The sequence below is a fragment of the uncultured Campylobacter sp. genome (assembly GCF_938039205.1).
Lineage (GTDB): Bacteria > Campylobacterota > Campylobacteria > Campylobacterales > Campylobacteraceae > Campylobacter_A.
Genome location: NZ_CALHVM010000018.1, coordinates 39346 through 52517, shown reverse-complemented (window position 1 = coordinate 52517; position 13172 = coordinate 39346). Strand labels below are relative to the sequence as shown.

Sequence of the window (13172 nt, the reverse complement as noted above, 5' to 3'; positions counted from 1 at the left end):
TATCAGAAACTATTGAAATTGATAAGAGAAAATCCGCTTAAGTTTAATTGAGCCTAATTAAATTTCACCGCTTTCGTTAAATTTAAAATCTAATTCATATTTTAAAGTCAAATTTGACAGCATAAACATTTTAACAAATCCTTAATTTCGGCGTCTTAGAGTGCAGTCGCATAAAATTTAGTCCAAAGCCAAAAAGTATAAATTTAAAAATCAAAAATTTACAAAAAGCTATCTTAAGGCAAATTTTAAAATACAAAAAGTAAAATCAAAGTTTATTAAAACGTTAATTCGGCTTGAAAATGCCGCCAAATTTGCAACATCAAAATAAAAAACGAAAGAAGTAAAATGAAAAAAACCATACTTTTTGACCTAGACGGTACGCTTATCGACTCGACGCCTGCTATCCTTGACGGATTTGGCGCGGCATTTCTCGCTCACGGAGAACCCGCGCCAAACCCTGAGGCCGTCAAAGCTCTAGTCGGCCATCCGCTTGATTTTATGTTTGCGGGGCTCGGTGCGCCGACGCAGCTAGTGTCTGATTATATCGCAGCATACAAGGCTCGTTACGAGCAGATTTTTTTGGAGCAAACATCTCTGCTTGAGGGTGCGGCGGGTGCGTTGGCACTTGCTAGCGAGGTTGCGGACGTTGGCGTCGTGACGACGAAAACGTCGAAATTTTCAGTCATTTTACTTGAGCACTTGGGCGTCATGAGATTTATCAAAACCGTGATCGGCAGAGACGACGTAGTAAATCCAAAACCAGACCCCGAGCCCATAAACACGGCTCTTGAGCGCCTAGGCAAAACAAGCGCGCAAGATAAGGCGAGCGCCTTTATGATCGGTGATACGACGATGGATCTAGAGGCGGCGAAGTATGCTGGTATCACGGGTGTCGGGCTAGTTTGCGGCTACGGCAAGGAGGCTGACTTGCGCGAGCATTCAAATTTGATCTTTCAAAATGCATTTGAAGCGGTTAAATTTATAGCCGGCAGATGAGCTTGCCTGCTACCGTGCCAGTTAAATTTAGCAACCAAAGCACATATTTAGCTTGCTAAACGACCATTTTTAATGTTTTGCTGCGGTTATAAATTTATCCACTCGCGGGGCAGAAATTAAGTCAAATTTGCAGCAAGCTCGTAAGAAAAAGGCAAATTTGATTTAACTAGCGCGCCCTTTTTTAAAGTGCTCAAACGCATCAATTATGTCAAGATAAACTCCGTCAGAGCCCGCGTACAAGATTTTTTTTGATATGAGCCGTCGTTTTTCCGTAATTATTTTTTGCCAATCCGCATTCCAATATTTGATGACATAATTTCCTTTCCAGCACAGATTTTCCTCCATGAGTCAGGCGGGCTTTCTGGTTTTCCAGGCGTCACTTTAATAACACCGATAATCCTCTGCCTCGCCAGCAGATTACGAGCCGCTTTCCGCCGTTGCGTTTTGTTTTGAGTTCTCTTGCTTCGGACGCTGTGTAGGCTTTTTTGAAGTGAAACAGATCCATTATTATGATATCGTAATCCGTATTTTTGAGCGCATCGATAAACTGCCGTTTTGTAGAAAATTTTTCGCTATTGATCAGATACAAAAAGTTTTCGGCGTCTGCAACCGTGTTTATATCTTTACTGTTTACGTTGTGCGGAATGTTTGGACGCCTTGGAACGGTAGTCAGGTTGCGTTTATCCGCCGCAAAACAAATAAAACCGTTTTCTTTGCTGCGCCGATATGAGGTGTCTACATTGCTCGCAGCCTAGCAGTAGTCTGTAGCTAGCGCCCGCACGCTGTTTTGCGCGTAGAGGCGGCATAGCTTAAGCATGTATTCCTTGTGTCGGCGAGAGCGGGCTCGTCGTCGCCCGGGTAGCCGTAAAACAGCGACTCGGCGCCCACGGCCGAGACTGCGCATAGGTGGCTCTGCCGCAGCTCGCCGCTAGCTGAGCCGTCTTTGGTGATTAGCCCAAGTCTGTTTTGCGGGATGACGATGAAATTTTTATCAATTTTTTGCCGTATTGCGAGATGGTGATGACGAAGCGGCGCATATCCTCGCGGTAGTCTGTCGCGGGTTTTGCTTCGCCTGCGCGATTTTCATCCGCCGCGGTGCAAAAACATAAGACGAAAAACGCGGCTAGCGGATAAAATTTTACCCATACGTCTCTTTGCTGTAAATTTAGCGGCTAAATTTTAGCAAATTTATAAAAATCGGCCGTCAAATATTCTTTGATTGTAGCTCAAATTTGAGGCTTTAGATTATTAAATTTAATCCTTTTTGAAAATGTAAAGCGGCGGATTAATGATAGATTTTGGAATTTAGCTCTATAATAAAAGATTTTTAAAAAACATAAGAAAATTTAAGGCGGAAAATGGCTAAAATAATGAAAACTATGGACGGAAACGAGGCTGCGGCGCACGCATCGTACGCATTTACCGAGGTTGCGGGCATCTACCCGATCACTCCTAGCTCGCCTATGGCTGATTACACCGATATGTGGGCGGCTCAGGGCAAGAAAAATTTATTCGGTATGCCCGTTAAGGTCGTCGAAATGCAAAGCGAGGGCGGAGCTGCGGGCACTGTGCACGGCTCACTGCAAGTAGGCGCGCTAACTACGACATACACGGCTTCGCAAGGTCTACTTCTAAAAATCCCAAATATGTACAAAATCGCAGGTCAACTACTACCCGGCGTCATCCACGTGAGCGCGCGATCTATCGCGGCTCAGGCGCTTTCTATATTTGGCGATCATCAGGACATCTATGCCTGTCGGCAAACGGGATTTGCTATGCTGGCAAGCGGCTCCGTGCAAGAGGTCATGGATATCGCCGGCGTCGCGCACCTAGCGGCGATCAAGGGTCGCGTGCCGTTTTTGCACTTTTTCGACGGATTTCGCACGAGCCACGAGATACAAAAGGTCGAGGTGCTTGACTACGCGCACTTTGATAGGCTTCTTGACCGCGAGGCGCTGCAAAAATTTAGAGACGAAGCGCTAAGTCCCGAGAGTCCTAAAACTCGCGGTACAGCGCAAAACGACGATATTTATTTCCAAACTCGCGAGCTAGCTAACCGCTACTACGACGCGGTGCCTGATATCGTGGCCGAGTATCTAAAAGAAATTTCAAAAATCACTGGACGCGATTATCGTCCTTTTAATTATTACGGCGATCCGCATGCTACGCGCGTCGTGATCGCGATGGGCTCGGTCACGCAAACTCTAGAAGAGGTCGTCGATCACCTGCGCGCAAAAGGCGAAAAAGTAGGCGTGCTAAAGGTGCATCTATATCGTCCGTTTAGTCTAAAATACCTCTTTGACGTGATGCCTGAGACGGTAGAAAAGATCGCCGTACTAGACCGCACGAAAGAGCCTGGAAGCCTGGGTGAGCCGCTATATCTGGACGTCAAGGCGGCGTTTTACGGACGCAAAAATCAGCCCGTGATCGTGGGCGGCCGCTACGGCCTAAGCTCAAAAGACGTCGATCCTGCGCAAATGCTAGCCGTCTTTGAAAATTTAAATTTGAGTGAGCCTAAAAACGGCTTTACCGTCGGTATCGAAGACGACGTGACATTTACCTCACTAAAAGTCGGCGAGAAAATTTCGCTAAGCGACGCAAGCGTAAAAGAGTGCCTATTTTACGGACTTGGCGCGGACGGTACCGTAGGAGCGAATAAAAACTCAATCAAAATCATCGGCGATAAAACAGAGCTTTACGCGCAGGCATATTTTGCCTACGATAGTAAAAAATCAGGCGGCTATACGCGATCGCACCTGCGTTTTGGTAAAAACCCGATCCGCTCGACCTATCTCGTCTCAAATCCGCACTTCGTCGCCTGCTCGGTCGCGGCATATCTTGAAATTTACGACGTCATAGACGGCATCCGCGAGGGCGGGACGTTCCTACTAAACTCGATCTGGGACGCCGAGCAGACGGTTGCTAAACTGCCGAATAAAGTAAAGAAAATTTTAGCCACTAAAAAGGTAAATTTCTACATCATCAACGCCACCAAGCTAGCTCGCGAGATCGGGCTCAAAAACCGCACGAACACAATCATGCAGTCGGCGTTTTTTAAACTCGCTGACATCATCCCGTTTGCCGACGCGCAAAAATACATGAAAGAGTACGCACACAAAGCCTACGCCAAAAAGGGCGAGGCGATCGTGGAGATGAACTACAAGGCCATCGACATGGGCGCGGACGGGCTAGTTAAAGTCGCGGTCGATCCTAACTGGGCAAATTTGACCGATGACGCCGCAAATGAGGAAAAATACGTAGGCGATGAATTTATAGAAAAAATCGTTAAACCTATCAACGCCGCTAGGGGCGATAGCCTTCCTGTTTCGGCGTTTGTCGGGTACGAGGACGGACACTTTAAATCAGGTACGACGGCCTACGAAAAACGCGGCATCGGCGTGATGGTGCCTAAGTGGATCGAGGAAAATTGTATTCAGTGTAACCAGTGCGCCTTCGTCTGCCCACATGCTGTCATCAGGCCGTTTCTAATCGACGAAAACGAGCTTGCCGCCGCTCCGCAAACCGTGCAAGATCACGTCCTAGACGCCAAAGGCAAAGAGGTAAAAGGACTAAAATATAAAATCCAGGTTAGTCCGCTAGACTGCACCGGCTGCGAACTGTGCGCCCAGAACTGCCCGAGCAAGGAAAAATCGCTCGTCATGGTACCACTAGCCGAGGAGATGGACAAAAACGAGCAGGAAAACGCGGATTATTTATTTAAAAAGGTAACCTACAAAGACGACCTGATGAGTAAAGAAAGCGTCAAGGGCGTGGGTTTTGCGCAGCCGCTATTTGAGTTTCACGGCGCGTGCCCGGGTTGCGGCGAGACGCCTTATATTGGGCTTGTTACGAGACTGTTCGGCGACCGTATGATAGTAGCAAACGCGACTGGTTGTAGCTCGATCTACGGTGGTAGCGCGCCTTCGACGCCTTATACGACGAACAAAGACGGCAAGGGCGTAGCGTGGGCAAATTCGCTGTTTGAGGATAACGCGGAGTTTGGCATGGGTATGAACGTCGCGGTCGAGACGCTGCGCCACCGCATAGAAGACGTGATGCTACGCACTAAAGACACCGCACCAAACGCTCTAGCCGCACTATACTCCGACTGGATCGCACACAAAAACGACGGCGAGAAAACGACGCAAATCGCTAAAATTTTGACCCCTCTTTTGGAGCAAAATTTAAGCGTAGAGGGCGTAAAAGAAATTTTAGAGCTAAAAAGATATCTCGTCAAAAAATCTCAGTGGATCATCGGCGGCGACGGTTGGGCCTACGATATCGGCTTTGGCGGGCTTGATCACGTACTAGCTAGCGGCGAGAACGTAAACGTGCTCGTGCTAGATACCGAAGTCTACTCAAACACCGGCGGCCAGAGCTCAAAATCAAGCCGTGCAGGCTCCATAGCGCAGTTTACCGCTAGCGGCAAACCGATGCAGAAAAAAGATCTTGGCTACATCGCGATGACCTACGGAAATATCTTCGTCGCGCAGATCAACTCAAACGCAAGCCAAGCAAACACGATAAAAGCCATCGCCGCAGCCGAGGCCTACGATGGACCTAGCCTCGTGATCGCGTATTCGCCGTGTATCGCGCACGGTATCAAGGGCGGTATGGCGCTCTCTGGCGATCAGGGCGAGCTCGCGACCAAATGCGGCTACTGGCCGACCTACGTCTACGACCCGCGCCTAATCAAAGAGGGCAAGAATCCGCTCAAAATGACCTCAAAAGAGCCTGACTGGTCGCTTTACGAGGAGTTTTTGCTAAACGAGGTTCGCTACAACTCGCTTAAGAAAACCAACCCTGAGCACGCAGACGAGCTGCTGGCTAAAAATAAGGCCGACGCGCAAAGACGCTACCGCCAGCTAAAACGCTTATCTTTAGCCGATTTTAGCGATGAGGTCGAGTCTAGCTTGGAAGCCCAGGTTAACGAAAGTGCCGAGTAAGGAGCAAATTTTTCTCGCCCAAATTTGACGGGCGAGGGGAAATATCTGTAAATTTAGCCGCTCGTTTGGGTGGTTAAATTTGCTTTCAAATTTGAAATTTTAAATTTAACGCGGCAAATTTAAAAAGGCGCAAAATGAGCCAAACCCATCCTTTTCAACCGATTTTTGATAAAAACTCTAAAATTTTAATCCTCGGCTCCTTCCCCTCTGTCGTTTCTCGTAAATTTGGCTTTTACTACGCAAATCCGCAAAATCGCTTTTGGCTGGTGCTGGCCGGAATTTTAAACGCACCGCTACCTGAAAGTATAGACGAAAAGATAAAATTCCTACTCGCACACCGCATCGCTATCTACGACGCTGCGATCTCGTGCGAGATAAAGGGCTCGAGCGATGCTAAAATGACTGCCGTCGTGCCTGCAAATTTAGAGCCGATCTTTAGCGTAGCGCGCGTCGTGCAGGTGTTCGCCAACGGTGGCAAGGCGCATGAAATTTGCGAAAAATATCTAAAAACTCAAATTTTAAACGCAACCGGCAAACCGCCCGTCAAACTACCCTCGACCAGCCCGGCAAACGCAAATTTTAGCCTTGAAAGGCTTGTACGAGAGTGGACGGTCGTCGCTGAGGCGCTAAAAGACGGTTAAATTTGGCGCGACTTGTCAAATTTAACTCATCAAAAATAAAATAACCGCGTCTTCACCTTAAATTTAGTTTCAAATTTTAAAATTACCCAAATCAAACAAAGCAGGAAAAACCATGAAAATCCTAAAATTTCTATTTTTACTTCCGCTTCTAGCCATCGGTGCGCAAGCCTTGGAGCCAAAAATCGTAATGAAGCCCGAAGCGAGCCTAAAAAACGGGCTTTACTACGTAAAAGGTAAGCTCTACGACGGCACGCTTAAGATGCTTCGATACAGCGCCGAGGACCTATATGACGTAAATGCGATGGGCATGGTCTATCCGAGGCTAAAACCGCTGCCGCCCACGCTTATACGCGAGATAGACGTGCAGGGCGGCACGGCGGTGCGATATAGGGACTATTTTGACGGCAGGGACAAACCCTCAAACGAATACCCCCTAAAAAACGGTGTCCGCGAGGGTACGGCGAAGCACTACCATGCAGATAGCGGCGCTCTGATGGGCGAGAGCGAATACAAAAATGACGTCCGCGACGGGCGCTATCGCCGCTACTACTTTGACGGGGGCGGCGCGTTAAAGCAGGAGGGCACCTACAAGGCGGACAAGCGAGAGGGCGTATTTACCGATTATTACATTAGCGGCGAGGTTAGCGCACGCAGTCCCTACGCGGGCGGGCTACGAAACGGCGAGGACGTAGACTACTACAAAAGCGGCAAAATCCGCGGCAAGCGAACGTATAAAGAGGGCAAGCGAGAGGGCGCGGAGACGTGGTACTACGAAAGCGGCGCCGTGGAGGAGACGGGCGAATACAAAAACGACCGCAAAAACGGCGTTTGGAAGCGATTTTACGAAAATGGCAAAACGCGCGTGGTAGAAAACTATAAAAACGGCGAAAAGGACGGCGTCGCGCGCGAATACTACCCGGGCGGCAAGCTGCGAGGCGAATACGAGTACAAAGACGGCCGCCAAATAGGCGCGGGGCTGGACTACTACGAGAGCGGGGCGCCGGCGGCGAAAGTGATGTTTAAAAACGGGCGCTATCACGGACTATATGAGGAGTATCACGAAAACGGCGCGCTAAAGGCCAAAGTGACGTTTGAGGACGGGCTGGAGGTCGGCACGGCGAAACACTACTATGCAAACGGCAAACTCGAAGCCGAGGGCGAATTTGAGCGCGGCAGGCTCATCCGCGCCAAAAAATACGACGAATCGGGTAAGCTAATCAGCGATAAGTCTGATAAAAACGGACTGCCGAGGGAGTGAGCTTGGCTAAAATTTAAATTTGAGCGGAGCCAAATTTGATCTATGCGGCTTAAATTTGACGCTTTGGTCGAGTTTGGCATTTTTTAATTTTAAATGCATGCGAGGCGTTAATTTTGGTTCAAACCCTGCTTTATTAGTATAAAACTTTAATAAAAATCAAAGTTACATAAAATAATACCGTTCAAAAAAAATTAAAAAATAATTTTTATTTTAGCTTAATATATCAATATTTGTAGTAAAATTTGCTCTAGATTTAATACACAAAAACACTAAAAAGGAGCAAAATATGGCTGCTGCGGGTATTATTATCGGCACGGTAGTGCTGTTTATAGTGGGTTGGGCGATAGTGCGTGGCAAGTACGCACCGCTCGTGCTTTTTCTTTCGGGCGTTTTTATGTTGATCTGCTCGGTCGCGCTGGGGACGGGAAATTTTATGCCCAAACAGGCCGTAGCGACGGGCAACGCCTACCTAAACATCATCGAGTTTATTCGCTATATGTTCTCAAACAGGTTTGCAAATTTAGGTCTTATCATCATGTTTATGGTGGGTTTTGCGAGCTACATGACGCATATCGGCGCGAACCATGCTTTCGTCTCTATCGCTACGAAGCGCTTTGCTAGGATCAAAAACCCATACGTTATGGTATTCGTCGCATTTGCGGTGGCTAAGTTCATCAGCATGGTCATCACTAGCGCGGTGGGGCTTGGCGTGCTGTGTCTCGCGCTGCTAGGGCCCGTGCTCATCTCGCTTGGACTAAACAAGCTCACCGTGGGCTCGATCTGCGCGATGTCGGGAGCCGCCTCGATGGTTCTCATCGGCGCATCGACCGCCGCCGCGGCAAAGGCTACGCAGCTTAGTATCCTTGACTACGTTTTCATTTATAAAATTCCAGCCGCGCTTCCGACCTCGATCGTGATGGGTATCGCGCTCGTTTTTTGGAACAGATATCTCGATAAAAAAGAGGGCTGGGTGTGCAGCGAGCACGTGGGCGAAGTGATGGAATTTGACGGAGCGGTGCAAAATCCCGAGGCCGCCGCGCCTAAAATTTACGCGATACTACCGTTTTTACCGATGATTTTGGTGGTAGTATTTTCGCAGTACTGCATCGCCTCTATCAAGCTTGACATCTCGGCGATCATCATCCTTTCAGTCGTCATCGCGATGCTTTTTGAAGCGGTCAGGCATAGGTTTAAATTTGATCCGATCGCCGAAGGGGTCAAGGTATTTTTCCAAGCGATGGGCAAGAGCCTAAGCGGCGTCGTGATCCTTATCATCGCAGCGGGGATATTCGCCGAAGGCTTTAAGGCTCTAGGCATGCTCGATAGCATCGTAAAGCTCGCAAATTCACTAGGATTTGGCGGCTTTGGCATGTCGGTGCTTTTCGTCGTCATCACGACGCTAGTTACGATCATCTCGGGCTCAAACGGCGCGAGCTTCTATCCTCTCATCGAGATGGTGCCGCATATCGCCGCTAAGCTAAACGTGAGCTCGGTTATGCTCGTGCTACCGATGCACCAGGCCTCCACTATCGCTCGCCCTCTCTCGCCCGTAGCTGGCGTAGTCGTCGCGATAGCGGGTATGCTAAAGTGCAGTCCGCTCGATATCGTAAAGCGCTGCAGCGTGCCTGCGGTCTTGGGTCTGCTTAGCCACCATATTTTCGTATTTTTACTCTCGTTGTGAGGCGCGAAATGCAGCTTCCTAGATGGACGTTTGAGGACGCGTACGGCGACTTTGACGACGTGAGATTTACGGACGCGCTGTCAAATTTGGACGAAATTTTAGGCGAGATAGAGGGGCTGCTCGGCTCTGGCGGCGAGTTAAATTTGCTGATAAACGCATACGAGTACGGCTTTGAGGAGGCAAACTCCTTGCTCGCGTTTTGCCGCTGCAAATCAAGCGACGATACCAAAGACGAGCGAGCAGGTGTGGCCGAGGCGAAAATCAGAGAGAAGCTTTTGCGCCTTGAGCGGACGAAAGAGATTATTTTTAAAAAAATAGACGCGCTGGATCCTTCTGATACCGCGCGCCAAACACAGGAGTTTGCGCGGATAAAATTTCTTTACGACGAGCGCAAAAGTAGCTGGCGGGCAAAATTTGACGAAAAAGAACGTAAAATTTACGAAGACGCGGCGGCTAGTAGTTTCGCTCCGCTTTACGGCGTATTTAGGCATCTAAACAACCTCATCGCCGTGCAGGTTACGGATAAAAACGGTACAAAAAGCGTCTATAATCTCTCAAAATGCGCGGGCGTTTTAAAGGGCTCGCCCGACGCCGCGCTACGAAAGAGCGTATTTGAGGGGCTGGCGGAGCATTACGCTAGGCACGCGAGCCTGTACGCCGACGTTTTAAATTTGCTTCAGGGCTTTAGGCTAGGCGAATTTAAGGCGGCTGGAACGGATATTCTGACGCCTAGCCTGCAGCAAAATAAAATCAGCGAGCAAGCCGTAACGGCGATGTTTGCGGCGCTGGATCAAAGAGCGGATAAAATAAGAGAGTGCGTGAGCCTACGCGCGAAGTACTTTCCGCAGGGTAAAATTTACGCCTGCGATCTGCTAGCGCCGTCTCCGTTTGCTGGCACTGATGAGATCGCTTACGAGCGGGCGATAGAGACGATATGCGCTGCTCTGGGCGAGGTTAGCGATGAGATTCCAAAATTTATCAAAATGATGCTGCAGAAAAACTGGATCGAGGCGCAGGTGCGCGAAAACAAAGCAGGCGGCGCGTTTTATACGAGGTTTGATAAATTTCGGCAGCCGCGCGTGTTTTCTAGCTATATGGGCACGCAGGCGCATATGATCCAGCAGGCGCACGAGCTCGGACACGCGTGGCACTACTGGATCATGCGCGATCTGCCTGCGCTGCACACGCAGTTTCCTATGACGCTAGCGGAGGCTGCGAGCACCTTTAACGAAGCCGTGCTGCGAAACTATCTGCGAAAAAACAGCTCAGATAAAAATTTGCTCTTTGACATCTTGTGGCAGGAGCTAAAATCTGCGGCAAATTTCATGCTGCACATCGGCGTGCGATTTGATTTTGAGATCGCTTTTTTAAAGGCTAGGCAAAAGGGCGCGGTCGGCACGGCGCAAATAGAAGAGCTCATGCAAAAGGCGTGGCGAGGCCGTTACGGCGATACGACGCAGGACGCAGAGGGCTTTTTGCCGTATTTTAAACTGCACTTTTACAAAACCGATCAATATATCTACAACTACCCCTACGCGGTCGGCTACCTGCTCTCGCAGTTTTTGCTGGGCGAGTTTAGGCGCGTGGGCGATAAATTCATCGGCGCGTACAAGGCGTTTTTGCGGGAGTGCGGTGTGATGAGCGTCGAGGATTTGCTGCAAAAGCACTTCGGCAAAGACGCGCGAACGCAGGAGTTTTGGCTCGAATGCGTCGATAATGCGCTAATTTATGCGGATGAGTTTAAGCGGCTTGAGAAGCAGATGAAATTTGATAAGGCGGCAAATTTGGGCGGGCAAATTTGAACCCAAATTTGATTTATTTTTTGCCAAATTTAAAAGCAAAAACGTTGAGCTTTTTGCTCTTACCGCTTAAATGCCGTTTTTAGCCGTAAAAGGTAAATAGGCTAGCCAAATTTAAAACTACCTCGCAAAATTTACTATGCGTTACAAATTTGCACTTAACTGATAACAACTATCATAACTAAGCTATTTTTTAGCTAATCTATTTTATAATAATCACAATCAAATAAACAGGAGCCTAAAATGTCAGTTTTAGTTATCGGAGCCGACGAGATAACGCCCATAAAAGCAGTCCTAAAAGACCTCGGCGCAGAAGCGATCGAACACTGGGACGCGCGCAACGAAAACCGCGTAAATCGCAAACCGATCCCGCAAGATACCGAGTGCGTCGTGATGTTAACCAGTTTTTTAAACCACAACACGATGAAAACGATAAAAAACCAAGCCAAAAAGCGCAATATCCCAATCGTTTGCGCCAAAAGAAGCGTCAGCTGCGTGTTTAGCGAGTATTGCAAAGTCTTTGGGCTAGATAAGGAATTTGGATGCTGCAAGGTAAAAGACTAATAGATGAAATTCGGCTTTTTATCAGGTATTGGAGAAATAACTCCAAGTATTTTTTCAGGGCTTGACGCGGTAAATAAAGCCCGAATTTTTATAAATTTATACAACTGTTGCGCAGGTCGCGAGCTAAAAATTCCTCTTATTTATGCGTATTCGGGCTTAAATTTGGAGGGAATTTTTCTAAAACGCATCGATGATCTGTGCGCTTTCAAAAATCCTAGCCGAAGTAAAATTTCAAGCTTTTGTATCGCCTCAAACGCCGTCATCTGCGCCTACAAATCAGGTAAATTTGACGCCGTCCCGCCGCTAGCCGTCTCTCCCAAGCACCCGGCCGCAAAGCTAATCCTTATGCTAAAATCCCAAAACGGAATATGTTTTGACGCAGATATAATGTTTTCTCAGTTTGTTTATGATAAAATACGCGCCAAACATTTTGATAAAAACGTTTATTTTCAAGACGGGATTATCTTTGCAGAGCAGGGCGGGCGCAAGCTTTTTGGCGTTATGCCGTGCTTTAAGGAGATAACCAAAGAGCGGTTTCATCTGGCTAACTGCGAGATTGCTAGGGGCTTTGAGGCGCTTAGCGGCGGGGAGTTTGACAGGATGTTTATCGTAGCTCCGAGAAATGCGAATTTCTCGCGCTACATTGAGGTCAGACGGGAGTGCGGACGCGGCGGATCGTTGCGACTGGTGCCCTACACGATAAGTCATCATATTTTTTAAAGGAAATTTAAATGATAGGTATCATTTTTGGAAGCAGTATGGGAAATACTGAGGAGGCGGCGAGCTTTTTAGCCGAGAATTTGGGGCTAGAAAACGAGCTTTTAAACGTAGCAAACTGCGACGCAGCTAAGCTAAACGGCTTTGACAAGCTGATTTTGGGCGTTTCTACCTGGGGTACGGGCGACTTGCAAGACGACTGGGACGCGTTTGATTTTGGCGGACTAAAGCTTAGCGGCAAGACTGTTGCGATATTTGGCATGGGCGATGCCGAGAGCTATGCGGATAGCTTTTGCGGCGCGATGGGCAAGCTTTACGATGAGGTCGTAAAAGCCGGCGCAAACGTCGTGGGCGCAGTGTCCGTGGACGGATATAAATTTGACGAATCAGAAGCCGTAAGAGGCGGTAAATTTGTTGGTCTGCCGCTTGATGCCGATAACGAAAGCGAAAAAACCGAGCCTAGAATCAGCGCTTGGATAGAGCAGATCAAACCTCATTTTGCTTAAAATTTAATACTTCTAGTCGGGCTTTTTGCCCGATTTTTCAATCCTAACAAAAACCATTCCAGCT

General features: G+C 48.3%; 9 protein-coding genes. All 9 read left to right on the top strand.

Annotated features, from left to right (window positions below):
* Positions 1-345: 345 nt before the first annotated feature.
* Positions 346-996, top strand: coding sequence for an HAD family hydrolase (locus Q0394_RS02455; protein ID WP_298945412.1), 651 nt, complete (start codon positions 346-348; stop codon positions 994-996).
* A 1358-nt stretch (positions 997-2354) separates the two neighbouring features.
* On the top strand, positions 2355-5942 hold the full coding sequence (gene nifJ / locus Q0394_RS02450) for a pyruvate:ferredoxin (flavodoxin) oxidoreductase (RefSeq protein WP_298945411.1): 3588 nt from the start codon (positions 2355-2357) through the stop codon (positions 5940-5942).
* A 134-nt stretch (positions 5943-6076) separates the two neighbouring features.
* Positions 6077-6583: a DNA-deoxyinosine glycosylase gene (locus tag Q0394_RS02445; RefSeq protein WP_298945410.1), complete on the top strand. Its 507-nt coding sequence runs from the start codon at positions 6077-6079 to the stop codon at positions 6581-6583.
* 112 nt (positions 6584-6695) lie between these two features.
* Positions 6696-7841, top strand: coding sequence for a toxin-antitoxin system YwqK family antitoxin (locus tag Q0394_RS02440; protein ID WP_298945409.1), 1146 nt, complete (start codon positions 6696-6698; stop codon positions 7839-7841).
* Between the two features lie 286 nt (positions 7842-8127).
* A complete protein-coding gene (dcuC, locus tag Q0394_RS02435) occupies positions 8128-9522 on the top strand; it encodes a C4-dicarboxylate transporter DcuC (RefSeq protein WP_298945408.1) in 1395 nt (464 codons plus the stop codon).
* 8 nt (positions 9523-9530) lie between these two features.
* Entirely contained in the window at positions 9531-11324 is a 1794-nt protein-coding gene (locus Q0394_RS02430) for a M3 family metallopeptidase (protein ID WP_298945407.1), read from the top strand.
* A 240-nt stretch (positions 11325-11564) separates the two neighbouring features.
* Positions 11565-11885, top strand: a complete 321-nt coding sequence (locus Q0394_RS02425) for a DUF2325 domain-containing protein (RefSeq protein WP_002949171.1) — start codon at positions 11565-11567, stop codon at positions 11883-11885.
* 3 nt (positions 11886-11888) lie between these two features.
* Entirely contained in the window at positions 11889-12605 is a 717-nt protein-coding gene (locus Q0394_RS02420) for a hypothetical protein (RefSeq protein WP_298945406.1), read from the top strand.
* 11 nt (positions 12606-12616) lie between these two features.
* Positions 12617-13108: a flavodoxin FldA gene (gene fldA, locus Q0394_RS02415; protein WP_002949173.1), complete on the top strand. Its 492-nt coding sequence runs from the start codon at positions 12617-12619 to the stop codon at positions 13106-13108.
* The last annotated feature ends 64 nt before the right edge of the window (positions 13109-13172 follow it).

What these genes read in the sequence shown, in the direction of transcription:
- Q0394_RS02455 (WP_298945412.1), top strand. Translation starts at nt 346, where the DNA reads ATGAAAAAAACCATACTTTTTGACCTAGACGGTACGCTTATCGACTCG.
- nifJ (WP_298945411.1), top strand. Translation starts at nt 2,355, where the DNA reads ATGGCTAAAATAATGAAAACTATGGACGGAAACGAGGCTGCGGCGCAC.
- Q0394_RS02445 (WP_298945410.1), top strand. Translation starts at nt 6,077, where the DNA reads ATGAGCCAAACCCATCCTTTTCAACCGATTTTTGATAAAAACTCTAAA.
- Q0394_RS02440 (WP_298945409.1), top strand. Translation starts at nt 6,696, where the DNA reads ATGAAAATCCTAAAATTTCTATTTTTACTTCCGCTTCTAGCCATCGGT.
- dcuC (WP_298945408.1), top strand. Translation starts at nt 8,128, where the DNA reads ATGGCTGCTGCGGGTATTATTATCGGCACGGTAGTGCTGTTTATAGTG.
- Q0394_RS02430 (WP_298945407.1), top strand. Translation starts at nt 9,531, where the DNA reads ATGCAGCTTCCTAGATGGACGTTTGAGGACGCGTACGGCGACTTTGAC.
- Q0394_RS02425 (WP_002949171.1), top strand. Translation starts at nt 11,565, where the DNA reads ATGTCAGTTTTAGTTATCGGAGCCGACGAGATAACGCCCATAAAAGCA.
- Q0394_RS02420 (WP_298945406.1), top strand. Translation starts at nt 11,889, where the DNA reads ATGAAATTCGGCTTTTTATCAGGTATTGGAGAAATAACTCCAAGTATT.
- fldA (WP_002949173.1), top strand. Translation starts at nt 12,617, where the DNA reads ATGATAGGTATCATTTTTGGAAGCAGTATGGGAAATACTGAGGAGGCG.